This is a genomic window from Pseudomonas sp. PDM22, assembly GCF_014851965.1.
GTDB lineage: Bacteria > Pseudomonadota > Gammaproteobacteria > Pseudomonadales > Pseudomonadaceae > Pseudomonas.
Window position 1 is genome coordinate 623,705 of the sequence record NZ_JACVAR010000001.1, and the last position, 25,595, is coordinate 649,299.

General features: G+C 62.5%; 31 protein-coding genes and 1 riboswitch. Of the genes, 11 read left to right on the forward strand and 20 right to left on the reverse strand.

What is annotated here, in order from left to right; all coding sequences use genetic code 11:
• Nucleotides 1-12: 12 nt before the first annotated feature.
• Nucleotides 13-624, reverse strand: a complete 612-nt coding sequence (cobO, locus tag IB255_RS03045) for a cob(I)yrinic acid a,c-diamide adenosyltransferase (protein WP_081520122.1) — start codon at nt 622-624, stop codon at nt 13-15.
• 269 nt (nt 625-893) lie between these two features.
• Nucleotides 894-1,116: riboswitch (cobalamin riboswitch) on the reverse strand.
• A 130-nt stretch (nt 1,117-1,246) separates the two neighbouring features.
• Here cobO and IB255_RS03050 point away from each other — a divergent pair.
• The 5 genes from IB255_RS03050 to IB255_RS03070 all read left to right on the forward strand — a co-directional run bounded on the left by IB255_RS03050 (nt 1,247) and on the right by IB255_RS03070 (nt 5,454).
• The gene (locus IB255_RS03050) at nt 1,247-2,392 is read left to right on the forward strand and encodes an ABC transporter permease (RefSeq protein ID WP_081520121.1); all 1,146 of its coding nucleotides are present in this window, start codon (nt 1,247-1,249) and stop codon (nt 2,390-2,392) included.
• Nucleotides 2,389-3,174 (forward strand): ABC transporter ATP-binding protein, encoded by a 786-nt coding sequence (locus IB255_RS03055; protein WP_151188005.1) that lies wholly within the window; start codon nt 2,389-2,391, stop codon nt 3,172-3,174. Before IB255_RS03050 ends, IB255_RS03055 begins: the two co-directional genes overlap by 4 nt.
• On the forward strand, nt 3,175-4,113 hold the full coding sequence (locus IB255_RS03060; RefSeq protein WP_081520119.1) for an MlaD family protein: 939 nt from the start codon (nt 3,175-3,177) through the stop codon (nt 4,111-4,113).
• A complete protein-coding gene (locus IB255_RS03065) occupies nt 4,110-4,742 on the forward strand; it encodes an ABC-type transport auxiliary lipoprotein family protein (protein ID WP_081520118.1) in 633 nt (210 codons plus the stop codon). The genes IB255_RS03060 and IB255_RS03065 overlap by 4 nt, the downstream gene beginning before the upstream one ends.
• Nucleotides 4,743-5,160: 418 nt before the next feature.
• Nucleotides 5,161-5,454: a LasR-specific antiactivator QslA gene (locus IB255_RS03070; protein ID WP_081520117.1), complete on the forward strand. Its 294-nt coding sequence runs from the start codon at nt 5,161-5,163 to the stop codon at nt 5,452-5,454.
• 83 nt (nt 5,455-5,537) lie between these two features.
• Here IB255_RS03070 and IB255_RS03075 read toward each other — a convergent pair whose 3' ends face one another.
• The 3 genes from IB255_RS03075 to IB255_RS03085 form a co-directional block, all read right to left on the reverse strand.
• Nucleotides 5,538-5,789, reverse strand: coding sequence for a hypothetical protein (locus IB255_RS03075; RefSeq protein WP_081520116.1), 252 nt, complete (start codon nt 5,787-5,789; stop codon nt 5,538-5,540).
• Between the two features lie 196 nt (nt 5,790-5,985).
• Entirely contained in the window at nt 5,986-6,192 is a 207-nt protein-coding gene (locus IB255_RS03080; protein WP_045210393.1) for a hypothetical protein, read from the reverse strand.
• Nucleotides 6,193-6,308: 116 nt separating this feature from the next.
• Entirely contained in the window at nt 6,309-6,746 is a 438-nt protein-coding gene (locus tag IB255_RS03085; protein ID WP_225594643.1) for a hypothetical protein, read from the reverse strand.
• 254 nt (nt 6,747-7,000) lie between these two features.
• Here IB255_RS03085 and IB255_RS03090 point away from each other — a divergent pair, with 254 nt between their 5' ends.
• From IB255_RS03090 to IB255_RS03110, 5 genes are all read left to right on the forward strand, one after another.
• Nucleotides 7,001-8,002: a D-cysteine desulfhydrase gene (locus tag IB255_RS03090; RefSeq protein ID WP_081520115.1), complete on the forward strand. Its 1,002-nt coding sequence runs from the start codon at nt 7,001-7,003 to the stop codon at nt 8,000-8,002.
• Nucleotides 8,003-8,121: 119 nt separating this feature from the next.
• Nucleotides 8,122-8,922, forward strand: a complete 801-nt coding sequence (gene tcyJ, locus IB255_RS03095) for a cystine ABC transporter substrate-binding protein (protein ID WP_081520114.1) — start codon at nt 8,122-8,124, stop codon at nt 8,920-8,922.
• Nucleotides 8,922-9,593, forward strand: coding sequence for a cystine ABC transporter permease (tcyL, locus tag IB255_RS03100; protein ID WP_171049556.1), 672 nt, complete (start codon nt 8,922-8,924; stop codon nt 9,591-9,593). The genes tcyJ and tcyL overlap by 1 nt, the downstream gene beginning before the upstream one ends.
• Nucleotides 9,590-10,357: an L-cystine ABC transporter ATP-binding protein TcyN gene (tcyN, locus tag IB255_RS03105; protein WP_081520112.1), complete on the forward strand. Its 768-nt coding sequence runs from the start codon at nt 9,590-9,592 to the stop codon at nt 10,355-10,357. The genes tcyL and tcyN overlap by 4 nt, the downstream gene beginning before the upstream one ends.
• 126 nt (nt 10,358-10,483) lie before the next feature.
• Nucleotides 10,484-11,182: a pirin family protein gene (locus tag IB255_RS03110; protein ID WP_081520111.1), complete on the forward strand. Its 699-nt coding sequence runs from the start codon at nt 10,484-10,486 to the stop codon at nt 11,180-11,182.
• A gap of 62 nt (nt 11,183-11,244) precedes the next feature.
• Here IB255_RS03110 and IB255_RS03115 read toward each other — a convergent pair whose 3' ends face one another.
• The 7 genes from IB255_RS03115 to ttcA all read right to left on the reverse strand — a co-directional run bounded on the left by IB255_RS03115 (nt 11,245) and on the right by ttcA (nt 17,716).
• On the reverse strand, nt 11,245-13,167 hold the full coding sequence (locus tag IB255_RS03115; RefSeq protein ID WP_139791664.1) for a hypothetical protein: 1,923 nt from the start codon (nt 13,165-13,167) through the stop codon (nt 11,245-11,247).
• 251 nt (nt 13,168-13,418) lie between these two features.
• Nucleotides 13,419-14,081, reverse strand: a complete 663-nt coding sequence (locus tag IB255_RS03120) for an O-methyltransferase (RefSeq protein WP_081520109.1) — start codon at nt 14,079-14,081, stop codon at nt 13,419-13,421.
• Between the two features lie 15 nt (nt 14,082-14,096).
• Nucleotides 14,097-14,627, reverse strand: coding sequence for a C40 family peptidase (locus IB255_RS03125; RefSeq protein WP_081520108.1), 531 nt, complete (start codon nt 14,625-14,627; stop codon nt 14,097-14,099).
• An 80-nt stretch (nt 14,628-14,707) separates the two neighbouring features.
• On the reverse strand, nt 14,708-15,334 hold the full coding sequence (locus IB255_RS03130; RefSeq protein WP_139791663.1) for a C40 family peptidase: 627 nt from the start codon (nt 15,332-15,334) through the stop codon (nt 14,708-14,710).
• Between the two features lie 69 nt (nt 15,335-15,403).
• The gene (locus IB255_RS03135; RefSeq protein WP_081520106.1) at nt 15,404-16,168 is read right to left on the reverse strand and encodes an NAD-dependent deacylase; all 765 of its coding nucleotides are present in this window, start codon (nt 16,166-16,168) and stop codon (nt 15,404-15,406) included.
• Nucleotides 16,169-16,197: 29 nt separating this feature from the next.
• Entirely contained in the window at nt 16,198-16,869 is a 672-nt protein-coding gene (locus IB255_RS03140) for a DNA-3-methyladenine glycosylase I (RefSeq protein ID WP_081520105.1), read from the reverse strand.
• Nucleotides 16,870-16,888: 19 nt separating this feature from the next.
• Complete coding sequence (gene ttcA, locus IB255_RS03145; protein ID WP_081520104.1) at nt 16,889-17,716, reverse strand: tRNA 2-thiocytidine(32) synthetase TtcA; 828 nt, start codon at nt 17,714-17,716, stop codon at nt 16,889-16,891.
• A 302-nt stretch (nt 17,717-18,018) separates the two neighbouring features.
• On the opposite strand from ttcA, the gene IB255_RS03150 reads away from it, so the two are divergent.
• Nucleotides 18,019-18,447: a hypothetical protein gene (locus IB255_RS03150; protein ID WP_192209785.1), complete on the forward strand. Its 429-nt coding sequence runs from the start codon at nt 18,019-18,021 to the stop codon at nt 18,445-18,447.
• A 419-nt stretch (nt 18,448-18,866) separates the two neighbouring features.
• Here the strand turns inward: IB255_RS03150 and IB255_RS03155 are convergent, their stop codons facing one another.
• From IB255_RS03155 to IB255_RS03195, 9 genes are all read right to left on the reverse strand, one after another.
• The gene (locus IB255_RS03155; RefSeq protein WP_192209786.1) at nt 18,867-19,874 is read right to left on the reverse strand and encodes a tyrosine-type recombinase/integrase; all 1,008 of its coding nucleotides are present in this window, start codon (nt 19,872-19,874) and stop codon (nt 18,867-18,869) included.
• Entirely contained in the window at nt 19,874-21,169 is a 1,296-nt protein-coding gene (locus IB255_RS03160; protein ID WP_192209787.1) for a hypothetical protein, read from the reverse strand. Before IB255_RS03160 ends, IB255_RS03155 begins: the two co-directional genes overlap by 1 nt.
• Nucleotides 21,170-21,402: 233 nt before the next feature.
• Nucleotides 21,403-22,707 (reverse strand): zonular occludens toxin domain-containing protein, encoded by a 1,305-nt coding sequence (locus IB255_RS03165; protein ID WP_192209788.1) that lies wholly within the window; start codon nt 22,705-22,707, stop codon nt 21,403-21,405.
• Between the two features lie 7 nt (nt 22,708-22,714).
• Nucleotides 22,715-23,071: a DUF2523 family protein gene (locus tag IB255_RS03170; RefSeq protein WP_151188021.1), complete on the reverse strand. Its 357-nt coding sequence runs from the start codon at nt 23,069-23,071 to the stop codon at nt 22,715-22,717.
• 4 nt (nt 23,072-23,075) lie between these two features.
• Nucleotides 23,076-24,281 (reverse strand): hypothetical protein, encoded by a 1,206-nt coding sequence (locus IB255_RS30755; protein WP_225594645.1) that lies wholly within the window; start codon nt 24,279-24,281, stop codon nt 23,076-23,078.
• 145 nt (nt 24,282-24,426) lie between these two features.
• Nucleotides 24,427-24,666 (reverse strand): major capsid protein, encoded by a 240-nt coding sequence (locus tag IB255_RS03180; protein WP_192209789.1) that lies wholly within the window; start codon nt 24,664-24,666, stop codon nt 24,427-24,429.
• 13 nt (nt 24,667-24,679) lie between these two features.
• Complete coding sequence (locus tag IB255_RS03185) at nt 24,680-24,931, reverse strand: hypothetical protein (protein ID WP_151188024.1); 252 nt, start codon at nt 24,929-24,931, stop codon at nt 24,680-24,682.
• A 1-nt stretch (nt 24,932) separates the two neighbouring features.
• On the reverse strand, nt 24,933-25,154 hold the full coding sequence (locus tag IB255_RS03190; protein ID WP_151188330.1) for a hypothetical protein: 222 nt from the start codon (nt 25,152-25,154) through the stop codon (nt 24,933-24,935).
• Between the two features lie 16 nt (nt 25,155-25,170).
• Nucleotides 25,171-25,590, reverse strand: coding sequence for a DNA-binding protein (locus IB255_RS03195; RefSeq protein WP_192209790.1), 420 nt, complete (start codon nt 25,588-25,590; stop codon nt 25,171-25,173).
• Nucleotides 25,591-25,595 lie beyond the last annotated feature (5 nt).

The window sequence follows — 25,595 nt, forward strand, 5'->3', positions numbered from 1 at the left end:
CAACGGGATGCATCAGAACTCCACCCCTTTCTGCGCCTTGATGCCGGCCTTGAAGGCGTGTTTCACCAGGCCCATCTCGGTCACGGTGTCGGCGGCCTCGAGCATCGCCGGCTGCGCGCCACGGCCGGTGGCGACCACATGCTGCATGGGCGGACGGGCGGCGATGTCGGCCAGCACGGTGTCCAGCTCCAGGTAGCCGTGCTTGAGGGCGATGTTCACCTCGTCCAGCACCACCAGGCCGACTTCGGGGTCGGCCAGCAGCTGGCGCGCCACGTCCCAGGCGAACTGCGCCTTGGCGATGTCGCGCTGGCGGTCCTGGGTTTCCCAGGTAAAGCCTTCGCCCATCACATGGAAGCTGACTTCCTCGGGGAAGCGGCGGAAGAACGCCTCCTCGCCCGTGGTCGCGGCACCCTTGATGAACTGCACCACGCCCACCTTCATGCCGTGGCCCAGTGCGCGGGCGACCATGCCGAAGGCCGAGCTGCTCTTGCCCTTGCCGTTGCCGCTGTTGACCAGGAACACGCCGCGCTCCCCCTGGGCCTGGGCGATCTTCTCGTCGATCACTGCCTTCTTGCGCTGCATGCGCGAGCGATGGCGCTCGTCCTTTTCCGGGGATTCAGTCATGGGTGGTTGCTCCTGAAACGAATTGCGCAGGCGTCAGGCTGCCGGCCGGGTGGCAGCGAACGAGGAATGGAACAGGCAGGGATGAACCACAGGCGCGCAGAAGCGCCATGCGGCAGAGGTCGCCCAGCACAGAGGCTGTCGACCTGGGGAATAGGGATTTCACCTGAAGGATTCTCCGCCGCTCTCACCCGCGCGGCACTGACCAGTCGGGGCAGGCGGAGGACGGCAACGCGCGGCGCGCAGCGCCGACGTCGGCAGCGCCTCCCGCGATGCCATGCGATGCAGCAGGCCGGTCTCCGGGCTTGCGAGTGACGCCGTGAGGCTGTCGATGAACCGCGCCTTCCCATGCCGTGGCACAGTGGCTGTCTGCGGTTCGAAGCTCGCTTACCGTTGCGGGGGCAGCGCCGGAATGGTCGATTGCGCATCGATTTCACCGGCTTCCCTGTTTCACTCGCGGCTTGCGCCGAGAGCACCTGAAGCAGGCGCGCAGCTTAGTGGCTGGCGGCCTGGGGCGTCAATTGAACAGGATGTCGCCGGGCTTGTCCCAGCAGCAGGCGGCCGCTCTACAATGCGACACACCTGTCCAATCATGGCACTGTGTAACTCCGCTAGAATGCGAACCATGACGATGACCGCCCAGCCCGGCCAGCTTCAGCTCGACACCTCCGCCAGCCCACCGCTGATGCATGTCAGCGGCGACTGGACGCTCGCGCATTTCTCCGCGCTGGAAGCCCAGGTAGCCGCCCAGCGTCACGCCGAGTCCCCCGCCGCGCTGGACTTCGCCGGCCTCGGCGCGCTGGACACCGCCGGCGCCGCACTGCTCGCCGAGATCATCGGCGGCGCGCGCATGAGCCAGCTGGAACAGATCGCCCGCAACCTCCCCGCCGAGCGCCAGGCATTGCTGCGCGCCGTCGGCAGCGCCATCACCCAGTGCCGCCTGGACGAAAAGGCGCCAGAGCCCGGCAACGCGCTGGTCGACGTGCTGGAACGCATCGGCATCGCCACCCTGACCTTCCGCGAGCACCTGGTCGGCCTGCTCGGCTTCATCGGCCTGACCCTGCAGACGCTGCTGCGCAACCTGCTGCGCCCGCGACGCTGGCGGCTCACCTCGCTGGCCGCGCACATGGAGGAAACCGGGCTGGACGCCGTGCCCATCGTCGCCCTGCTGACCTTCATGGTCGGCGCGGTGGTGGCCTTCCTTGGCGCCACGGTGCTGCAGAAATTCGGCGCACAGATCTATACCGTCGACCTGGTGGGCTTCTCCTTCCTGCGCGAATTCGGCGTGCTGCTCACCGCGATCCTGCTCGCCGGCCGCACCGCCAGTGCCTTCACCGCGCAGATCGGCTCGATGAAGGCCAACCAGGAAATCGACGCCATCCAGGCCCTGGGCCTGGACCCTGTGGAACTGCTGGTGTTGCCGCGGGTGCTGGCCCTGCTGCTGACCCTGCCGATGCTGACCTTCCTGGCGATGATCTCCGGCATCTTCGGCGGCGGCGTGGTCTGCGCCCTGGCCCTGGATATCTCGCCGCGCATGTTCCTCTACATGCTGCAGAACGACATCGCCGTGCAGCACTTCCTGGTCGGCATCGTCAAAGCCCCGGTGTTCGCCTTCATCATCGCCGTGATCGGCTGCCTGGAAGGCTTCCGCGTCAGCGGCAGCGCGCAGTCGGTGGGCGAGCACACCACCTCCAGCGTGGTCCAGTCGATCTTCGTGGTGATCCTGCTGGATGCGGTCTTCGCGCTGTTCTTCATGGAGATGGGCTGGTGAGCGAACCGATCATCGTCGTCCGCGACCTCGCCAACCGCTTCGGCACCCATGCCGTGCACGAGCACCTGGACCTCGACGTGATGAAAGGCGAGATCCTCGGCGTGGTCGGCGGCTCGGGCACCGGCAAATCGGTGCTGCTGCGCAGCATCATCGGCCTGCGCCAGCCCAGCGAAGGCAGCGTGCATGTCTTCGGGCAGAACCTGCCGGCGCTGCCGCCGCTGGAACGCTCGAAGCTGGAAAGGCGCTTCGGCGTGCTGTTCCAGAACGGCGCGCTGTTCTCCTCGCTGACCGTGAGCGAGAACATCTGCCTGCCGCTGATCGAGCATGCCGGGCTGTCCCGCGCCGATGCGCAGTTCATGGCCAAGGTGAAGATTTCCCTCGCCGGCCTGCCGCCGGATGCCGGCGGCAAATACCCGGCCGAGCTTTCCGGCGGCATGGTCAAGCGCGCCGCCCTGGCCCGCGCCCTGGCGCTGGACCCGGACATCCTGTTCCTCGACGAACCCACCGCCGGCCTCGACCCCATCGGCGCGGCGGCTTTCGACCAACTCATCCTGACCCTGCGCGACGCCTTCGGCCTCACCGTGTTCCTGGTCACCCACGACCTGGACACCCTCTACACCATCTGCGACCGCGTCGCTGTGTTGTCGCAGAAACGCGTGCTGGTGGTGGGGCCACTGGACCAGGTCGCCCGGACCGACGACGCCTGGGTGCAGGACTACTTCCACGGCCCGCGCGGCCGTGCTGCGCTGCAGGCCACCGAACACCTGCGGGAGGAAAGCTGAATGGAAACCCGTGCCCATCACGTGCTGATCGGCCTGTTCACCCTGGTCGTGTCGATCGGCGCGCTGCTCTTCGCCCTGTGGCTGGCGCAGTCGAGCAACGACCAGAAGTACAAGATCTACGACGTGATCTTCAACGAGGCGGTGACCGGCCTGTCCGAGGGCGGCACCGTGCAGTACAGCGGCATCCGCGTGGGTGACGTGGTGTCCCTGCGCCTGGACCCGAACGACCCGCGCAAGGTCCGCGCACGCATCCGCGTCTACGACAGCACGCCGATCCGCGAAGACACGCGCGCCAAGCTGGCCCTCACCGGCGTCACCGGCCAGGCCATCATCCAGCTCTCCAGCGCCGCCCAGGACAGCCCACCGCTGGCCAGCAAGGACGGCGAGGTGCCGGTGATCAAGACCATCCCCTCGCCCTTCGCCAAGCTGCTGGCCAACGGCGAAGACATCGCCACCAACATCAACAACCTGATCAACAACGTGAACCGCATGTTCTCCCAGGAGAACGTCGACCGCATCAGCCGTACCCTGGACCACATCGACCAGGCCACCGGCGTGGTCGCCGAGCAGCGCGACGACATCCGCCAGACCTTCAAGGAACTGGCCGCCGCCAGCGAGCAGGCGCGCATCACCCTGGCCAACGCCAGCCAGCTGCTCGAACGGGCCAACCAGACTCTGGGCGGCAAGGGCCAGGACATCCTCGACGACACCCAGAAGACCCTCGCCTCCCTGCGCACCAGCAGCGAACGCGTGGAACAACTGCTGGGCAGCAACTACGACTCGGTGAATGGCGGCCTCAATGGCCTGGGCGAGATCGGCCCGGCGATCCGCGAACTGCGCTCCACCCTGGAAGACCTGCGCGGCGTCACCCGCCGCCTGCAGGAGAATCCCACCGGCTACCTGCTCGGCCGCGAGCGCAACAAGGAGTTCCAGCCATGACCGCCCTTCCCCGCCTGCTCGGTGTCGCCGCCCTGGTCAGCCTGCTGGGCGCCTGCTCGATTCTCCCGGAAGCGGAGAGCCCGGACTTCTACCTGCTGCCCGCCACCCAGCAACCCGCGCGCAGCAATGCGGCGGTCAACTGGTCGCTGCGCGTCAGCGCCCCCAACGCCAGCCTGGCGCTGGACAGCAACCGCATCGCCGTAGTCCCGCAGGGCAACCAGCTGAGCAGCTACCAGGGCGCGCGCTGGAGCAACCGCGCACCGGGCCTGCTGCGTGACCGCCTGCTCGACGCCTTCACCGCCAACGGCAGCGTGCGCGCCCTGAGCAGCGACGAAGCCAGCCTGCAGGCCGACCTCGACCTGACCGGCGAGCTGCGCGCCTTCCAGAGCGAGTACCAGAACGGCCAGCCGGTGATCCACATCCGCTACGACGCGCGCCTGGTGCGCACCCTCGGCCAGCGCATCGTCGCCTCGCGCACCTTCGAAGTCCGCCAGCCGGTGGACGGCAAGCAGGTACCCGAAGTGGTCAGCGCCTTCGGCAAGGCGGCCGACCAACTTTCCGCGCAGGTGGTGGAGTGGACGTTGCAGCAGGGGCAGATGCAGAAGCTCACGCCACCGACACCAGAGTAAGCACAAGGCCGGCGATTGCCGGCCTTTTTCATTGGGGCAGGGCGTCCTGCTGACGTACTTCGCCCTTCATTTTTGTCAGACGCAGCCGATACCTCCCCCGCGCGAGCACCTGTTCTTGCCCGCTCGGAAGGTAGCCCCTATGCTGCGCCCGTCACGGCCAAATCCGTGGCCGGGTTTGACAGCCCGTTGGAGTGGCGCGATTGCGCCAGCAGGTGCATGCGAAAAGCAGCGAACGCTTTTCGTAGGCCTTGTCACGACTGCGATTTCTGATTGCAGGGTTTATGGCAGATCGCGCGGGGAGACCTCCCCGTGAGGTCTGCCGGCTCCACTTCCCGGTCTGTCAACCCCGCGTGGTCTGCCTCCATTGTTTGACAGCAATGGCGGCAGCTCCTGACCTCAACGAAGTGGAGTTACGCCAATGTCGTCCGACAACAACACCTTCGATCCCGAATCAGCCCGTTTTCACACCCTACCGGGCAGCGATCAACCCCTTCGATTCGAAACCCCGCCGGGTTGGCCGGAGGAATCCCATCTCATCATGAGCTACGGTGCGCTGGTCGCCCGCGAATGGTTGTTCGCCCCAGGCGGGGAATCGCTCTGGAGCAAATTCGCCAAGGGCCGCACGCTGCAGCGTTCCCTGCTGGACCGCATGGCGTATGAGATTGGCTTCCTCACCCAACTGGAGCGGCAGCTCGAACGCCTGCAGCAGTAACGAAATGGCGGCTCTGGAGTCATCCCGAGCCGCCATTCCAACGAGGGGTGCATCTGTAGGAGCGAGCTTGCTCGCGAACGCCCTCAGCGGCACTGGTAGGGGCTTTCGCCCTCCAGTTCCTGGTCCGTTTCCACGTCCTTGATGGTGACGATGGCCTTCGGATAGACCGAGCAGAGTGAGTTGCGCACCGTATAGATGCCGCTGCCGTGGGCGAGGAACTTGCCGTTGCTCAGGGCCTTGCCGGACTCGTCACGGGCGCTGACTTCGTAATTGCCGGTCATGGTGATGCAGCCGGCGAGCGCCAGCAGGGAAAGGACGGGAACGAGGACTTTCATGGATTCTCCTTGGACGCGAGGCGCCCCTTCTGCCGGGGCATAGGGCGCAGGTGTCTATCCGTGACGGGTTCGCGAGAGCGGGAATGGCCAGCCAGCATGGCAAGGCCGATGCGGATACGACCGATGCCGGTCGCCGCAGTTCAGCCAGCGCCCCCGCAAGAGCGCCGGCCGACGGTGTTTCAGACGAGAGGTTGCCTCAGCGCTTGCCCATCGAGCGACGCGAGCCGCGCGGATGCGGCGGGCGGTACTCGGCCTGGTCGTGAGGCTTGCGATGCTGGTAGGCGGTTTTCGCCTGCTGCTGCGCAGCAAGGGCGGCCTTGGCCAGCTCGGCCAGGGAGAGTTTGGGTTGTTCCTGCGCGTTGTCGGCGCTTTCGTCGCGGGGCGGCTGCTGAGAGGACGTCATGGGTAGACCGGTTCTGAAAGGTTTGAAACGGTGCACATGATAGCCGAAGTCGCCCTCTTCCGGCTGCCCGCCCGCACGAGCGGCGTGGGCAGACCTTCAACCCGCAAGCAAAGCCATCAACTCGTCGGCGGGAACAGCGTGTCCGGACGGGTCACGTACTCGGTCGCTTCTGCTTCGGTCATCACCCAGATCTGGCTGATCCGGCTATCCAGGCCCATCTTGATGCCGACGAACTTGCCGGTGATCTTCGGCAGCATGCCGTAGACCATGAAGCGGTTGTTCTCGTCGCGGATGCGGATGGTGACCGACAGCGGGTAGCTGATGGTCTTCTTGTACAGCCCGATGGTGATCACCTGGCGCAACAGGCTCGGCTTCGGCCGCTTGAGGGTGATCACCGGGTACACCGCGCTATCGACGAAACCCACCATCATCCCCGAGGGAATCACCCGGTCGGCCAGCGCCGGGCTGCTCAGCCCCAGCATCAGGGCCAGTGCGCCGAGTAGCTGAAGCGTCCAGCGTTGCAGCGAAGCGCGTGAAAGTACTGCTGATGTCATCGGATTTCCCGCCCTGGTTTTCCTGTTTTCGTTATCGCCCGGTTATGGCTTCCGGATCTGAGCGTGGAGCGTAGCGGTTCGCTGCGCCGCTGTCCGCACATTGATTCACAGCCTCCGGAGATTCCCACGGCAAGTTCGCGGATCGTCGCGCGACATTCCCGTGCAGGTCGGCGTCACGCGGCCGCCGGCCACATTGCGGTCGCCCCGCGCGCGCTCTATCGTGACGCATCCCGCCGTCACTCCGAGAACCCGCCATGAGCTCCCTGCGCGAAGCCCTCGCCCGCTTTTCCCGACTCGACCTGGCCGGCGGCCCGACGCCACTGGACAAGCTGGAGCGGCTGTCCGCACAGCTGGGCCGCGAGCTGTACGTGAAGCGCGATGACACGACGCCCTTCGCCCTGGGCGGCAATAAGGTACGCAAGCTGGAGTTTCTCACCGCCGATGCCCTGAAGGCCGGCGCCGACACGCTGGTTACTGCCGGGGCTATCCAGTCCAACCATGTGCGCCAGACTGCCGCTGTCGCGGCGAAGCTGGGCCTGCGCTGCGTGGCGTTGCTGGAAAACCCCATCGGCACCGATGACCACAACTACCTGAGTAACGGCAACCGCCTGCTGCTGGACCTGTTCGGCACCGAAGTCGAACTCGTACCCAACCTCGATACCGCGGACGAGATGCTGGCGCAAACCGGCGAGCGCCTGCGCCGCGAAGGCCGCAAGCCCTACCTCGTGCCCATTGGCGGTTCCAATGCGTTGGGCGCCCTGGGTTACGTGCGCGCCGGGCTGGAACTGGCGGAGCAGATTCATGGCAGTGGCCAGGAATTCTCCGCCGTGGTGCTCGCCTCCGGCAGCGCCGGAACCCATGCCGGCCTGGCAATCGCCCTGGCCGATTCCCTGCCGGAACTGGATGTCATCGGCGTGACCGTCTCGCGTACCGACGCAGCACAACGACCGAAAGTCGAAGGGCTGGTTGAACGCACGCTGGAACTGCTCGGCCACGACGCGCCGGCCCTGCCGAAGGTGCAACTGTGGGACGAATACTTCGGACCGCGCTACGGCGAACCCAATGCCGGCACGCTAGAGGCGGTGCGCCTGCTGGCAAGCCAGGAAGGCCTGTTGCTGGACCCGGTGTACACCGGCAAGGCCATGGCCGGATTGCTCGACGGCATCCGCCGTGATCGCTTCGTGAAACCCGGGCCTATCCTGTTCCTGCACACCGGAGGTTCGCCGGCGCTGTTCGCCTACCATTCGGCGAATTGACCTACCTAATAATCAGAACTAGGTATGTAATTTTTTATTATTTTATTGCATAACGATTCTGCCCATATAGTCGCCACGCGTTGACTAACCTGCTTAAAACACCAAAAACGGGGACCACCATGACCTTCTCCGCACTGCGACGTCATTTCCTGCTTGCCAGCCTGACCCTCTCCCTCGGAGCCAGCCTCTTCGGCCAGGCCCAGGCCGCCGACGACCTGCTCGCCCAGATCAAGTCGAAAGGCGAAGTCCGCGTCGGCCTCGAGGGCACCTACCCACCCTTCAGCTTCCAGGACGAGAACGGCAAACTCGCCGGCTTCGAAGTGGACTTCTCTCACCTGATCGCCAAGGAACTGGGCGTCACCGCCAAGCTCCAGCCAACCAAGTGGGACGGCATCCTCGCCGCGCTGGAGTCCAAGCGACTGGACTTGGTGATCAACCAGGTAACCATCTCCGAGGAGCGCAAGAAGAAGTACGACTTCTCTGACGCCTATACCGTTTCCGGCATCCAGGCGCTGGTGCGCAAGGGTGACGAAGGCAAGTACGACGCGCCGGAGAAACTGGCGGGCGTGAAAGTCGGCGTGGGCCTGGGCACCAACTACGAACAGTGGCTGCGCGAACACGTGCCGCAGGCTGACGTGCGGACCTACGAAGACGACCCGACCAAGTTCCAGGACCTGCGCAGTGGCCGCATCGACGTGATCCTGGTGGACCGTCTGGCGGCCTTCGACATGGTCAACAAGACCAAGGGCGCCATGGCGCTGACCGGCGCCCCCTTCGCCCGCCAGGAAGCCGGCATCGCCCTGCGCAAGGGCAACCCCGAATTGCTCGCGGCGCTGAACAAGGCCATCGAGAAGTTCAGGGCCGACGGCACGCTGAAAAAACTGTCGGAGAAGTGGTTCCAGGCTGACGTCACCCAATGATCGAAGAAAGCCTGCAGCTTGCGCTGGATTCCGCGCCCTTCCTGTTGAAGGGCGCGGTCTTCACGGTAGTCCTCAGCGTAGGCGGCATGTTCTTCGGACTGCTGCTCGGATTCGTTCTGGCGCTGATGCGCCTGTACGGTTTCACCCCCGTGCGCTGGATCGCGCGCATCTACGTGTCGTTCTTCCGCGGCACGCCGTTGCTGGTCCAGCTCTTCATGATCTATTACGGCCTGCCCCAGGCCGGCATCGAACTCGACCCGCTGCCGGCGGCGCTGATCGGCTTCTCGCTGAACATGGCCGCCTACGTCTGCGAAATTCTCCGCGCCGCCATCGGCTCCATCGACAAAGGCCAGTGGGAAGCCGCCGCCAGCATCGGCATGACTCGTGCCGAGACCCTGCGCCGGGTGATCCTGCCGCAGGCCGCGCGCACTGCCCTGCCGCCGCTGGGCAACAGCTTCATCTCGCTGGTCAAGGACACCGCCCTGGCCGCCACCATCCAGGTCCCGGAACTGTTCCGCCAGGCCCAGCTGATCACCGCACGCACCTTCGAGGTCTTCACCATGTACCTCGCTGCGGCGCTGATCTACTGGATCCTCGCAAGCATCCTGTCGCACCTGCAGAACCGCCTGGAAGACCGGGTCAACCGCCATGACCAGGAGCACGACGCATGATCGAAGTACGCCAGCTGACCAAGCAGTTCCGCGGCCAGGAGGTGCTCAAGGGCATCGACCTGACCGTCGAGGCCGGCGAAGTGGTCGCGATCATCGGCCCCAGCGGCTCGGGCAAGACCACCCTGCTGCGCTGCCTGAACCTGCTGGAGGCGCCCAACGGCGGAACCATCAAGGTCGGTGCCATACTCATCGACGCATCCAGGCCGCTCAGCGGCCAGCAGGGGCTGATCCGCAAGCTGCGCCAGCACGTGGGCTTCGTCTTCCAGAACTTCAACCTGTTCCCCCACCGCACCGCGCTGGAGAACGTGGTGGAAGGCCCGATCATCGTGAAGAAGGAGCCCCGCGCCCAGGCCATCGAGCGCGCGCGCCAGTTGCTGGCGAAGGTCGGGTTGGCGGGCAAGGAAGACTCGTACCCCAAGCGCCTCTCCGGCGGCCAGCAGCAGCGCGTCGCCATCGCCCGCGCCCTGGCCATGCAGCCGGACGTGATCCTGTTCGACGAGCCCACCTCGGCACTGGACCCGGAGCTGGTCGGGGAGGTCCTGTCGACCATCCGCGGCCTGGCCCAGGAAAAGCGCACCATGGTCATCGTCACCCACGAGATGAGCTTTGCCCGCGACGTCGCGAACCGGGCGATCTTCATCGACAAAGGCGTGATCGTCGAACAGGGAGACGCCAAGGCGCTGTTCGCCCATCCCCGGGAAGAGCGCACTCGCCAGTTCCTCAGCAAGTTCCTCGACCAGGGTGAGAAGCGCGCAGCCGAATAAAATCTAATTATTCGATCAATATGCGCCGATATTTGCGCTTTTTTATCGATCAAGTGCGAGAGAAGATAGTCCCATGAACCGCGCGGACTGGCCCACCGGCCAGCCGCGCCCCACGAGGACTAAGTCATGATCGAACGCAGACCCTTCCAGCAACTCGGCGGCGCCAACCACGGCTGGCTCAACGCCAAGCACCACTTCTCCTTCGCCGAATACTACGACGCCGAGCGTATGGACTGGGGCAACCTCCGCGTCTGGAACGATGACGAAATCGCCGCCGGCACCGGCTTCCCGCCGCACCCGCACCGCGAGATGGAAATCATCACCTACGTCCGCCAGGGTGCGATCACCCACCAGGACAGCCTGGGCAACAAGGGCCGTACTGAAGCGGGCGATGTGCAGGTGATGAGCGCTGGCTCGGGCATCGTGCACTCCGAGTACAACCTGGAGAAGGATGTCACCAAGATCTTCCAGATCTGGATCATCCCTTCGGTACGCGGCGGCACGCCGTCCTGGGGCGCCAAACCCTTCCCGAAAGGCGACCGAGCGGGGCGCTTCGTGACCCTGGCCAGCGGCTATGAGAACGACACCGACGCCCTGCGCATCCGCGCCGAAGGCCGCCTGGTCGCCGCCACCCTGAAGGCCGGCCAGACCGCCGAGTACGAACTGGGCAACGGTCGCCGCGCCTACCTGGTGCCGGCAACCGGCAAGGTCGAGGTCAACGGTGTCGAACTGCAGGCCCGCGACGGTGCCGCCATCGCCGACGAGACGGTGGTGAAGGTCACGGCGCTGGAAGACAGCGAAGTGATCCTGGTCGACGTAGCCTGATTCAGGCGCAGGAAACAAAAAAGGCACGCCAACTGGCGTGCCTTTTTTCTGCCCGCGAATCCTCAGGCCCCTGGAACCAGTTCGATCCCATAGATGGACAGCCCCAGGGCACGGGAGTCCGAGGACATCCCGACACTTAGCGGCGACCTGGGATTGTCGATGGCGATCGCCAGCTGAACCGAGGCCCCCTGCCAGTTGTTGAGCGAAACGCTCACGCGCTGACGGCTCTGTCGCGCGGAGAATACCGCCTCGGTGGAGGCGCCGCCTTCAACCTGGAAGTACGCCTTCTGAGTCGAGTCGGACTTGGGCAGGAAGGCCCCCAGGTCAAGCTCGAGCTTCCCAGTGAATCCTTTGGGCACTGGCACGGAAACGTTGGCCACGCGCCCCTCGGACCAGGCGAACTCGTTCTCGACTGTCGACCACCCGCGCCCGAGCAGAGACTCGGCAAAAAGAGTGCGGTTGTCCGCGACAGACAGGTAACGGGCCGGCAATAAATCCACCACCTGTGCGCCGTAGACAGACATCCCGGCGAAGCGGGCCAGCGGCTCGCGCGGATCGCTGAGGTTGCTGTTGCGCACCACGAAGTGCGGAGCATCGAGCTCGTTCTCGTGGCAGAGCGCCGCACGTGTGAACGAGATGTGCCAGTTCCGGTTGACGCAGAAGAGATCGTTGCCCTGGCGCTTGGCATAGGCTTCCACGCCGAGGACCTTCAGCCACACCTCTCCCCAGTCGCCAGAGTTGTCCAGGTCCAGGACCATCCGCCCACTCCCTGGCTTGAGCGCTGCCAGGGCGCTGTACAGCTCGACGATCTCCGCGGCCTGATAATGGCTGGCATAACCCGGCGGCTTCTTGATGTGGGCGAAACAGCCCCATACCAGCAGCACGGACAGCATTGCGCTGACAGCAACTCTTCCGGTGCCTCGAAGGATGGAGAGCAGGACAATAGCTCCGGCACCGGCTACCAGCGCCGGCACCGCGAAATAGAAGTAGCCGATGTAGGGGAATATGAGAATGTCGATGCCAAACATGGCATAGAGTAGTACAGCGATAGTCGCGGCAAGCGAAGCCAGCAGAACCGGCCGGACAAACTGCACCCTCAACTCGCCCGCCCCCTCGTAACGCCAGAGTACCAGGCCGAAAATCAGCGCCAGCAGCCCAGCGGGCATGCCACCCCAGAAATAGACCGCGAAATTGACAGCATCCTTGAAGCTGTTGGCCTTGTGGGTGCCACCGAAGGACGCGTACTCGCCAATCGGCCCCGGGAAGTTGCGGACCGTAAGGATCAGCAGGGGAACGAAGAACAGCAACAGCACGGCACTGCCGAACAGTAACCGCCTGCGATTGAGCTTCAGGAACCCGGGCGACGCGACACGTCTTGGCCCGCTTTCCAGGAGGAAATTACCCGCCAGCACGACAACGAGCATCACTCCCAGCAAAGCTGCAAAGGACGCGTGCCCGTTGACCAGAAAGCCGGTCGAAAGCCCCAACACCCCGAGCGAGTCGCCCGCTCCCGAGGCAAGCCGTGCAAGGGCCAGCAATGCGACGGCAAATGGGAAGAAATAAAGATCAGGGAACCAGGCACCGCTGAAGAAGCTGTGGTTCTGGAAGGCCGCCACTACGGCGAAGGTGGCCAGTCCCAGGCACGACAGCGAACCGGACAGCGAGAAGCGCCGGAACAACAGCAGGAGCAGCAGAATCCAGAAGGCGTTATAGAGCGCAATCGCTACCAGTTGCCCGGAGAACGGCGACGGCACCCAGTGCAGCACATCGTGGAATAGCCACTCGCCAGCGGCCAACACATAAAGAATCGCTGGCCCCGGGTGATTGAAGCCCACGCGGGAATAATTTCCCACCAGCAGATCGAACGACTTGGCATCTTGGATCAACAGCGAGTTGGCAGCGAAATCGCCGATTTCTACGTTGACCGCACCGATCAGGTCGCGGCAGCTGAGCATGATGAGCGCTGCCACGACGCCGTAGAGCAAGATCCACCACAACAGCCTGGTTGCAGAGCAGCTCGAATCGCCGGATGTCCTTAACACTGCGAGTCCTTTCTTGTTGTCGTTTGAATTCAGCTGGATGCGTTTGCGAAAGCTGATCGCAACGCTATAAGGCCAACCGATCGGGGCGCCAATCTAGCTCACGCATGGAGGCAGAGGCAACCGATGCGAGGTAACGAGAGAGACTTCCCGAAGGGTCACACAAAGACCTTCTGGTCAGACCGACAGGTCCGCCATTAACGCTTGCGGCAGAGGCTCATGCCATCGCCGATCGGCACCAACGAGTAATCCACGCGCTCATCCGTCTTCAGCGCCAGATTGAGCTGCTGGATCGCCCGCGTGTCCACACTTTCAGGATTCGCCTCCAGCACCCGTCCACTCCACAGGACGTTGTCGAAGATCACCAGGCCGCCCTCGCGCAGCAGGGTCAGGGCGTGCTCCAGATAGGCGGGATAGTTCGCCTTGTCCGCGTCGATGAAGACCAGGTCGAAACTGCCTTGCTGATCGCCAGCCACCAGGGCCTCCAATGTGGACAGAGCGGGGCCGAGGCGCAGTTCGATGCGCGAATCGACGCCAGCGTCACGCCAGTAGCCTCGAGCGATTTCGTTGTACTCACCGGGAAGATCACAGCAGAGGATGTGGCCGCCTTCTGGCAAAGCTTCGGCCATGCACAGGGCGCTGTAGCCGGTGAACGTGCCGATCTCGAGGATGCGTTTGGCGCCGGTCAGCCTGACCAGCAGGGCAAGGAACTGCCCCTGTTCCGGAGCGACCTGCCAGCGGGACATCGGCAGGTTGGCCGTCTCGGCGCGCAGGCGCGCCTTGACGGGGGAATCGCGCAGGGAAACGTCGAGAAGGTACTGGTAGAGAGAGTCGTCCAGGTTCAGCGTGCGGGTGGTCATGGGCCCTCCTGAAGATCAGGGGTGGAGGGCGAGACTCTGCACGGCGAGGACACGCTTGGCTTCCAGGAAGGCTTTCTGCCAATAGGCGCTGTCAAGGCTGTCCAGGCGTACGGTCCCGCCCGTTCTGGGCGCATGAACGAAGCGCCCTTCCCCGACATAGATACCTGCATGGCTGACGCCACGTCCACCGCTGGTGGCGAAGAACACCAGATCGCCGCTTTGCAGGGACTCACGGCCAACTGTGGGCGCGCGCAGGGTAATCATCTCGCGGGTGGAGCGCGGCAGCATCAGGCCGGTGGCATCGCGGTAGACATAGCCAATCAGGCCACTGCAATCGAACCCGCCGTCGGGCGTGTTGCCGCCCCAGCGATAGGGAGTACCGACCAGGCCAATGGCACGGATCAGGACATCGTCAGCAGCCTGGGTGTTGTAGACGGGAGCAGTGGGCGCATTCACCACGGGGGGCGGCGACGGCGGGGTACGACTGGCACAGGCGGCCAGCGAGGCGAGAGCAGCGAGGAGAATGATGCGCTGAGGAACGAGCATGTGATGGCATCCCGTCAAGGAGTGCCATCACTTTGTACCAACAGTGACTTGAGCGCAATACTTAAAGTAAAACTTTAAGTTTAGCGAGTCACTGTCTTCGGCTCGAAGCCGGGCTCGAGTACGCGCTTGGCTTCCATATAGCTCAGGCGCCAGTAGCTCTCGTCCAGGCTGTCCACTCGCACACCACCGCCACGGCGGCTGGCGGAGTGGATGAACTGTCCGTCACCGATGTAGATGCCGGCATGGCTGACCCGACCGCGACCACGGTTGTTGAAGAAGATCAGGTCGCCCGGCTGCAGGTCTTCTTTCGAGACCAGCGGGACATCCATGTTGATCATCTCACGCGTGGAGCGCGGCAGGCTGATGCCTGCTTCTTCGCGGAACAGATAGCCCACGAAACCGCTGCAATCGAAGCCGGTCCGCTCGGATTTCCCGCCAAAACGGTACGGCGTACCGATCAGCGAGAACGCGCGATCCAGAATGTCGGATACATGGGCAGTCGAACTGCCGTTATCGTTTTTGGCCCCCTCGTCCTGCGACTCATTCATCAGCGCTATGTTGTGCTGATTGACCTGGAACGCTGCTCGAGTGGCAGGCACTGAAGCGACCTGGTTCGGCTGCGATTCCGGCGAATGGCTGGCGCAAGCTGCCAGCAGCAGAACGAAACTCATGGGCACGAGGGGTGCTAAGCGTTTAAGCATGGGCACGACCGTGTCTCATTAGCTCCATTTATTAGCGGGCTAATTTGCCCGCTCAATGGGGCCAATGCAAGTTTTTTATCGAGGAATGTGACTTAGCAGGCGCGGCATAATGTCTAAGGCTCGACCAACCATTCTTTCTTCGACCACCGAACTGAGGTCGGTCAGACCCGGATTTACCTCGGCGGTAAAGCCTCCCGCGTCCCGCGTGCGCAGCACCGGCTCGATGATATAGGGGAAGCTCGCAGTGGTCCCCACCAGCAGAACAGCATCGAATCCCTTGCGCAATTGCGCATAGAGCGTGTCGATCGCCTCCTCCGGCAGCATCTCCTCGAACAGCACCACTGGCGGGCGCAATACGCCTGCACAGCGCGCGCATTTCGGCGGCAGCGGGCCATCGAGATGCCCGGCCAGTTCGCTGCTTTCCAGACCGCACGACTGGCAGTACAGCGGCGCCAGCTCGCCATGAATCTCGATCAGCCGCTCCGACGGCGAACCAGCACGACGATGGAAGCCATCGATGTTCTGCGTCAGCACCCAGCACTCCGGCTTGAGCCGTTGCAGTTCCGCAATGGCATCGTGGCCGGCGTTGGGCTGCGCATTGAGACAGGCCTTGCCCAGTTCAGCCAGGTATTTCCAGCACAACGCCGGGTCCTTCTGCAGCATCGGGCCGGAGATCGCCACCTCGATGGGTATCCCTTCCGCCGTGCGGCCGTTGTAAAGACCGCCCAGGCCACGATAGGTCGGCATGCCCGAATCGGCGGAGAGCCCGGCACCGGTGATCACCAGGATGCGTTCTGCGCGAGCCAGTGCAGCACCGGTGCGTTCGACGGCCGAAGCCATGCGCCCCTCCCTCGCGGCCGGGCCGCGCGTCAGTGATTGACCGTGTACGACAGCATCATCGAGATATGGCACAGCGGACGGCCACTTTGTTCCTGCCAGGTGTTGAACGCAGTTTGAACCAGCGCCAGGTCCTTCAGGCTGGTCGGCGTCTTGTCGACGATTTCCTGGGCTTTGAGCGCCGCGACCACATCATCGCTGAGAACGAAGGTGTCCTTCCCGGCCATGCGCAGGAAGCGCGGCGCGGACATGCCGCCCAACTGATTGCCCCGCTTGGCCAGCAGCTTCCAAAGGCTGACGATATCGCTGGACGGCCAGTCGGCCAGCAGTTTGCCGAAGCTGCCGTATTCGCGAGCGATGTCGAGGACGAACTGGGCGTTGCGCGGCACGCTCTTGAGCTTGCCGAGGTGACGGATCAGCCGAGTGTCCTGCATCAGGTTTTCCAGGCGCTCACCGCCCATCAGTACGACCTTCTCCGGATCGAAGCCAAAGAAGACCTCCTCGAAGGCCGGCCACTTGGCGTCCACCAGGCTGTGCTTGAGCCCCGCGCGGAAGATGCGCAGGCTGATCAGCGACAGGTAGCGATCATCACTGACCGCCGCCAGCTGGGCCGGGGACCTGTCCTGCGGCAGACGGGCTTCCAGCGCTTCGACCGAGCCGAAGCGGTTCAGGCAGTATTCGTACAGCCACGGGTAATCGCGCATCGGGCGTCCTTGCGAGGTCTTACAGGTTCATCACGTCGAGGAAGCGCGGAGTGGCGGTCTCGTCGATGCGCAGGCTGTTGAAGTCGAACAGGTTGCGGTCGGCCAGCTGCGACGGCACCACGTTCTGCAGGGCGCGGAACATGATTTCGGTGCGGCCCGGCGACTTGCGCTCCCAGTCCAGCAACATTTCCTTGACCACCTGCCGCTGCAGGTTTTCCTGCGAGCCGCACAGGTTGCACGGGATGATCGGGAACTCCTTGAGCACCGAGTAGGCCTCGATGTCCTTCTCGTTGCAGTACGCCAGCGGACGGATCACCACGTTGCGGCCATCATCGGACAGCAGCTTGGGCGGCATGGCCTTGAGGGTGCCGCCGTAGAACATATTAAGGAAGAAGGTTTCCAGGATGTCGTCACGGTGGTGCCCCAGCGCCATCTTGGTCGCGCCAATCTCGTCGGCGTAGGTATAGAGGGTGCCACGGCGCAGGCGCGAGCACAGCGAGCAGGTGGTCTTGCCCTCCGGGATTTTCTCCTTCACCACCGAGTAGGTGTCCTTCTCGATGATGTGGTACTGCACGCCGACGGACTCCAGGTACGCCGGCAGCACGTGCTCGGGGAAGCCAGGCTGCTTCTGGTCCATGTTCACCGCAACGATCTCGAACTGGATCGGCGCCACCTTCTGCAGGTACAGCAGGATGTCCAGCAGGGTGTAGCTGTCCTTGCCGCCGGACAGGCAGACCATCACCTTGTCGCCGTCCTCGATCATGTTGAAGTCGGTGACCGCTTCGCCAACCTGGCGGCGCAGGCGTTTCTGCAGTTTGTTCTGGTTGACCGAAAGGGTGCTGGCCATGGTGCTCTGGAATCCGAAGGGCAAGACGAAAAGCCGGTCATTTTACGCGCAAATCGCCAACGGCGGACACCAGAGACTCAAACCACTGATCCAAAAGGCCTTTTTTCAAGCTTTCAGGACACGTGTCGAAAAAGTGTCGAAATCAAGCAGTTGCCTAAACACATCCCTCGATTTTGGAGCGGTGCGAACTCCCCATAAGAATATCCCGTCGCCTCGTGCACCCACAGCGTTCAGCATCTCCAACCTCGCCCAATATTTTAGGTACTCGCCCCGAGCCACTGGCACTTCAGTACAAGCTTGGTATGCTCAAGCTTCGCCAGCACATGCTAGGACTAACGATAAATGGAGAAACGCGGATGGAAATGTGGGAGTTGGTCAAGCGATTGCTAGCAGGCGCAAATGGGGCAAACAGCACTTATCTCCCCGAGATGATCGCCCGACGCTACAAAACAGAGCTCGAGAAATCAGGTCAAAAATTAGAGTTTTCTGATGAGGTACTGAATGAGGCCGCTGAAGATTTAGTTAACCAACTAAAGGAGCAAGGCCTGCTTCAAGATGCAGGACAAGTCCGCCCTGGACTTGGGAACGTCGCGGCGATGGAAAGAACTGATTTTGGCGATGAGCTTTTGCAAACACTGAGCGTCAAGCAGTACTTGGAATTCTTCGAGAACATGCAAGCACAAGTTGATGCCGGCTACATCCGCCAACTCATCTATCAATTGAATTCTTAAACAACTACTACTTTGATGTCCCTGTTTGATTCTTGGCATCGACAGGGACTGTCGCGAGGAACGGATGACTCGATACCTCACTATAGCCCTTCTGGCAATAGCCACCCAAGCTTCTGCTGACAGCATACAACCTAGCCATAGCTGCTATGAGCCCTCGATACCATACGAATTTAACGATGACTTCGAGCGTCAAAGATTCATCAACGAAGTCGAAGAATATAAGGAGTGCTTATCTGACTTTGTCGACGAGCAGAACGATGCCGTAAAGAACCATCAGGCGGCCGCGCAAGAGGCCATTGAAGAGTGGAACTCATTCGCCAGCTCCTTGAGATAACCTATATCCCCTCCTCAATATGTATCTACTTGACCACAAAGAAGCAGGCACGTCGGCTGACTAAATACACCGTCCATCCTGCATATCAAACCGAAGCGTTAAGAGTGTCGAATACCGACAGTGGATTTAGGCGTACAGCGTCTTGCAGATACTCCGGAGAGAGATGGGCATAGCGCATTGTCATGTTCAGCGACGTGTGTCCAAGAATCTCCTTCAGCGCCAGGATGTTTCCGCCGTTCATCATGAAATGAGACGCGAAGGTGTGGCGTAGGACGTGGGTGCATTGGCCACGCGGCAGCTCGATGTTGCAACGCTTCACCATGCGAGCGAATGCCTCCCGGCAGAACGGGAAACGGTCTTTCTTGGCGAAGTAGGCCTCAAGGCGATCTTGCAGCTCCTGGGAGATGGGGACAGAGCGGACACGCTTCGATTTGGTGTTGGCGAACACCACACAGCCGGCACGAACCATTGGCCAGGTCAGACGCTGAGCCTCTGACCATCGCGCTCCCGTCGCCAAGCAGATCTCTGATATCAGCGCCAAGTGTGGGAACGTCGAGTAGGCCCGCAGTGCAGACACCAGAGTCGCGACCTGAGCTTTCGATAGGAACGAAACCACCTCCTGCTGAGGCTTGAGAGGCTTCAATGTGTCCAGGGGATTGGAGTAGTCGATATCCCCGAGTCGTCGGAGCTCGGTATAGATGGACTTCAGATACGAGTACCGCACGTTGATCGAGCGCGGGAGTGCCCCTTCCTCCAACTCCACCTTACGCAGTGCCACCAAGTCAGAGACGGTAAACGTCTGAGCGACGGGATTCCCCAGCTTCGCAGCGATGAAGAGCAGCATGTTCCTGCGACGTCGCCCGCTGGTGATCGCATGCCCGTGCAGCTCATACCAACGCTCTATGAGCTGAGACAGGCGGCGCGTGTCCTTCGGCCTGGGATTCCACTCCGGTGTCACTGCCAGCTTCGCACGTACCGAAGCTTCGAAGCGTTGGGCCTCGCCCTTGGTCTTGAACCGCTTGCGGAAGCGTTTCCCCTTGATGGGTTCGACATCGACGAACCAGCGGCCATCCTCCAGCTTGGTGACCGCCATTAGATCGCGTACCCCCGCTTCAAGTACCGATCATTGATGAGCCCGATAACGTGTCTTTCGAGGTCGCGAGTGCTGTAGCCCTTGGCGGTGTAGTGATCTTCGATCACGTGCCAGAAGGGAAGCGTTCTCCCGACCTCAAGGGCTTTTTTTGGTGGTACGCGCTCCCGTGCAATCAGGCTGGCGAACTGGCCCAGGAACATCTCGCAGTTCTTCCCCGAGAAGCCCTGAGCCGTCTTGTAGTAGCGGCGATACTCGGTGCGATCAATGAGCGGATCGGCCTCTACCTGCACTTGCGTATCCAGCGTGATGAGCGACCAGAACGGATTGAACTCCTTCGGGCTGTCCAACAGCCGGAAGTTCTCACAGGCGTAGCCCCAAAGGCCTTGCAGATGCGGGCACAGCCCCGCGTAGGTGCGGCAGCCGATCACCTCGCCCGAGGTCATGGTGGAACCTTCGGAGAACTGCTGAACCACCGAATGGTGGAAGCGGAACTCAATACGCCACACGGTTTCGGCAGGGTTGTAGGCGGGTTCGCCATCGCCGAAAGGATCGCCGTTGAGGGAGGCCCAAACGTTTTCCCAGTAGTCGAGTTTGTCAGTTGCTCGGGCTTGGAGCGTCTTGTTGTAGATGCTCAGTTGCAGCCCGCTGGCCGAGCCGAACATGTAGGTTTCACCACGGCCGTATACCGAGGCATTGCCATCGAACTCGATACGCTCGATGCCGCTGATTTGGCGAACACGCCGAGACCGGCAATGCATGCGATCCACCAAATCAGACGGAGGGGTCCAGCCCTGCACGTCGAGGGCAAGATGCACTGCACATTGATTGGTTTCGCAGGCCGAGAGCACCCCAGCGGCCAGGTCATCAAGCACGCCTTGCAGGATCGACGGATCGGCGCCATCCAGGGCGTGTGGGGACACTTCGATCTTGAGGTGCGGACCGATGTTTTCGAGCTTCACGTTGTGGTTCTTAATCAGCAGGATCAGGCCCATATCGGCGTTCTGTAGCCGGTACTGGTAGCCGGAGTCGCGACCAATACGGCCCTTGGCCCACTGGTAGCCGGCGAACTCCACGATGTCTTCCGGCTCATCGAAGATCGCCATGACCTCGGGACGAATCAGGCCGTTGTACAGCTGCCGGACCGTATCCACGCCGCAACGCAACAGACGCACACCGGAAAGATCGGTGAACTCCCCTGCCCTACTGCTGAAAAAGATGCGCCCTTTGGGCGACTCGAAGAACTGCCCGTCCTCCTGAAGTACTGCGCGAATCTGGTGTTCTGCTGCCTTAGTCATGATTCAAACCTATCCAATGCTATCCAATGAGTAACTGGGTTATCCGACGTGTTACAGGGGCGTCGGCCGCGCCTTCGGCCTACCGCTCGTGCCTGGCGCTCCCGGCCGGCGGCGCGGCTCGCCGACTCAAAACGGAAACGCCGACACCGGCTGCATCACCTGCAAAGCGGTGAGAAAGCCGAGCGCATACGCGAGCGCGAGCAGCCCAAGGGCGTTGATGAGGCCGTGTAGGGTCATTGGGTCCTCCAGGGGCGTGCGGGGTATTCGGAATCGGGGACGATGGTGAGCGTCGTCTGAGCGGGCGAGGTGGGCGCTGCTGGGGCGGCTACGAGTTCTACGGGCATTGCAGCGGGTGGCTGCGCCGGCCTGGGGATGGCTCCCGCGCACACGATGGTTTCGTGGTAGCTCTGGTAGAAGAGTTCGGCGACGCACTCGGAGCGGGGCCGCACGCGGTAGCCGGACTCGCTCAGCTGCTGCGAGTTGAGCATCAGCCGGCGCCCTTCGCCGTCGGTGATGGCGAACATGTAGAGCGCGCCTTTCTTGCCGAACTGCTCGCCCTGTTTGTCGCCCTTCACCACCCCGGCCACGACGATCTGCCGACCGGCGAAGGGATGCTCGTCTAGTGGAAGAGTCGAAACACTTGGTTGGCCAAAAACAGCACCAGTAGGAAGAGTGCTACGCGCAGCAGCAGGCGCTGGAGCAGGTACAGCAGCCCCTTGAGGATGAGTTGGAGTGCTTTGCTGAGGATGGGCAGGATCAGGGTTTTGCTGAGCCCCGCCACCCACGACCTTAAGAGGTCCCATATAGCTGACAAAGCCAATAGTGCCGGCCAGCAGTGCCAGTAGAAGAACCAACTTAGGCGACCGGAGCAGGCTTTTCCCTGCTTTGGTGTCCTGGGTCTTTCCGGTGGCGGTGGACTGGTAGAGGCGGAAGGTCTGCTTTCGGATTCGCTTGTATTCGACGATGGTGCCGTCAGCGGGTGGTCGGTTGAGCTGGGCGTCATGCTGGGCCTCCTTGTACCGGCCAGGAATGCCGATCACTGCGAGGTTGGAGTGCTTGTAGGCCATCTCGCAGGTCATGCGGATGTCGTCACGGATGTAGCTGATGTTGGGCGTGGTGAGGACGATGTCCCAGTTGAAGTGCCGGTGCCGGGTCCAGGCATCCAGCCAGCCCATGGGGCGGTCGGCTTCGTGTGCTGCCTCGGGGCCGCCGGGGAAGTCGAATTTCTCCAGATCACGTTCGCGCCAGGACTTGGGGAACAGCAGCTGGGTTTCGTCGAAGATCAGGAACGCTCCCCGCGGTGCCCACTGAAACCACGTGCGCATCTTGTCGAGGTCGGCCAGCGATTCGAGATCGAGGTTGATGATCTGCGCGGTGTTGGGGAGATCTGGGAAGACGGTGTAGGCCCGCTCCAAGGTGAAGCCGCGCACGTTGGTGATGATGACGCGGCCTTCCTTGAGCGCGGGGACGGCATCGTCCTGAATCGCGCCGGACGTCTTGTAGGAGCCGTTGGGGCCGTGGTGAATCTTGATGGACATGATTCACTCACCTCCCTATGAACGGCACGAAGCGCATGCAGAAGCGCGTGGCCAGGGCGGAGAACATGATGTTGAGGGCTTGCGGCACACCGAGGAATTGCAGCGCCGCCGCGAGTGGACCAGGGAGGGTGGCGTACATGGAGCGGACCATGTTGGAGACGCCGAGGCTGTCGATCAGCTCGCGGGCCACGGTGTAGCTGACATCGAGCAGGAACAGGAAACCCTGGAGCGCGCTGTACATCGCCCACTTGGTGGCGACGACAAAGCCGTCCTTGATGAAGTCGTAGATGCCCTGGGTCATGAAGTCCCAGATCCACTGGAAGAACAGGATGATCTGGTCAAAGAAGCTGGACAGCCATTCCATGAGGTCACTCCTTCAAAATGGCGAACGCAGCCAGCACGGATGCCATGAACATCAGCGCGTAGCGCAGGTAGGAGAGCTTTTCTTCGTAGGCGCTGAAGCAGAGGGTTACGGGCTTCTTCCACACGGTGAAGGTGTCGCACGGGAGCTTGCCGCCGCCCTCGCCGAGATTGATGTCGAACACGCCTTTGAGCTGGTCGGCGTTCTCTTTGATCTTGTCGCGGAACTGCTCTTTGGCCTCTTCGACTTTGGCGTCCCACTCGGCCAGGGCCTCATCCCAGCTGCCTTGCTTGGGTTGCTCCAGGGATTCGCTCGGACCGTCGCCGCCATCGGTGCCGTTATCACTGCCGCCACCGGAATTGCCGCCGCCGTCGCTGCCACCATCACCGCCGCCCGTGCCGGGGTTGGTTCCACCATCGCTGCCGCCATCCGTGTTACCGCCGTTGTTGCCACCACCGGAGCCGCTGCCGCTGTTGTTGTTCTCAGCGGGGCCACCCGGCGTGGCGACGCACGTGGTGCCGGACCATGAATAGCCGGGGAAACATTTGTCTTCGGGGTCGACGTCGGGCGGGGTCTGCTGAGCGTTGGTACAGCCGACCGTGCCGTTGACGGTCTTCACGCAATCGAACTTCTTGGCGAGTTCGTCGAGGTAGTCCTGCAGCTGCTGATCCGGGTTATCCGGGTTGTCGCTCATGTCATCGTTGCCGGACGGCGACATGTCGAATTCACACTGAGTACTGGTGCAGTTTTTCGGCTCGCCGGGTTCGTAGACGCACTGCTCCTTCACCTCGGGATCCACCGAGATTACGGCTTGGCCATCAACGAAGGAGAACTGCACGATCTTGGTGTAGGCGTCACGGGTCTTGCACTCAGCATCCGTGGGGCCGGCTGGGGTGCAAACACCTGTGTTAGTGTCGTAGCTACCAGAGCAGGTGTTTCCACCGCGCGACAGCGGCAGGCGGCCGTATGTTTCGCCGAGCTGGTTGTAGAAGACGCAGCGAAAGGAAATCTTGTCGTCCATCGGCAGGACGTATGGCTGCGCTACCGCGTTACGAAGCCCGGTCGTGGGGTAGCCCTTGGCGACGTACCCATCGCATGCCGCCTGGGGAGAGGGATATCGATCCCCATCCACCATGTACCAGTAATACTCTTCGGCAAAGGCGGACGACGAGAAGCCGGCCAGTAGCGCGAGCAGTAGAAGTGCCTGCCTCATGTGAACTCCAAGCAACAAAAAAGCCCCTGCGGACGAACCGGAGGGGCTTCCGCTTTGGATCAGCGCGTTAGAAGAATTCGCCGCAGCGGTACCCGGTGATGAAGGCGCCGGCGAAGAACGCCCCCAACCACACCGACCAGAGCACTTACGCCTTGCGCAACATGCTGTAGATCAGGCCGGCCACAGCCAGGATGACCAGGGCACCGACGATGTAGCCGCCGATGTTGGACATGTCCGACTTGCCGTCGGTGATGGCCTGTTCCACCGCGCTGGTGTCGATGACGCTGGCGGCCCATACCGGCATCGAGGAGGCGGCGGTGACGGTGCCGGCGATGCACAGGTTGCGGAGCGCGGTTACCGGGTTGAGTTTTTGCAGTGCTTTCATGGGTGTTTCCTCTCTACTTGGCTTTACGAAGAAGTGACGCGACCCAGCCAGTTAAAAGCCCCGTCACGAATGCCCCGAGAACGCCCGCAGCACCGATGCTGAAGGCCTCCAGGGAGAAACCGCCGTTGACCAGAATTTCAATTGCTCCAGCGGCCTCGGGCGGAATGAGATAGGCCTGTTGCCATTCGATCTGCTGGCAGCGCATGAGGCCGTCCGCCGTGGACGCCCAGCTGGTGCAGACCTGAATGGCAACCACGCCTGACATATCAGCGGGCCTCCTTGCGCGGGCGGTCGCACCAACTCCAGAAGGAGCGCAGGACGAACCACCACAGGGCGAAGAAGGCGAACGCAGCCGCGACCACAGCGATCACGGAATCCAGCGGATAGGGTTCGAGGAATTCGCGCACCGCACGCACGGCAGGCGATACGGCGCAGAGAATTGCCACGTACAGGACCCAGCCGAAGGCGAAACGGAGCGGCGCTTTCATCTACCTACCCTCCCCCTCAGGACTTGCTGCTGTCGGAGGGTTTCTCAGCGGCGGGCTGAGTCGGGCGCTGGGCTTGTGCCTGGGGTTGCGCCGGGCGAGCGGCTGGAGCCGGTGCGTTAGCCTCTTTGCCCACGGCCAACAGTTCGGTTAGCACCTGGGTATTGGTCGTGCGACCGAAACGGTCCTGGGTCGGGCGGACGACGCTGGCGAACTTGCAGAGCACCGGAGCGCCTTCGAAGACGATGGAGTCCAGCAGGGTCGGCTCGACGTTGTATTCGCTGATCTCGAAACCCTTGGCGTTGCCGCGAGCGGTTTCCGGAATCGGGGAGATAGCCTGAACGCTGGCGAAGATTTCGCCGGACTTGGTGGAGGTGTAGGTGTCGGTCTTGGTAACCCAGAGTTCGACTACGCCGCCAGTGGTTGCAAACATGTTCATCTGAA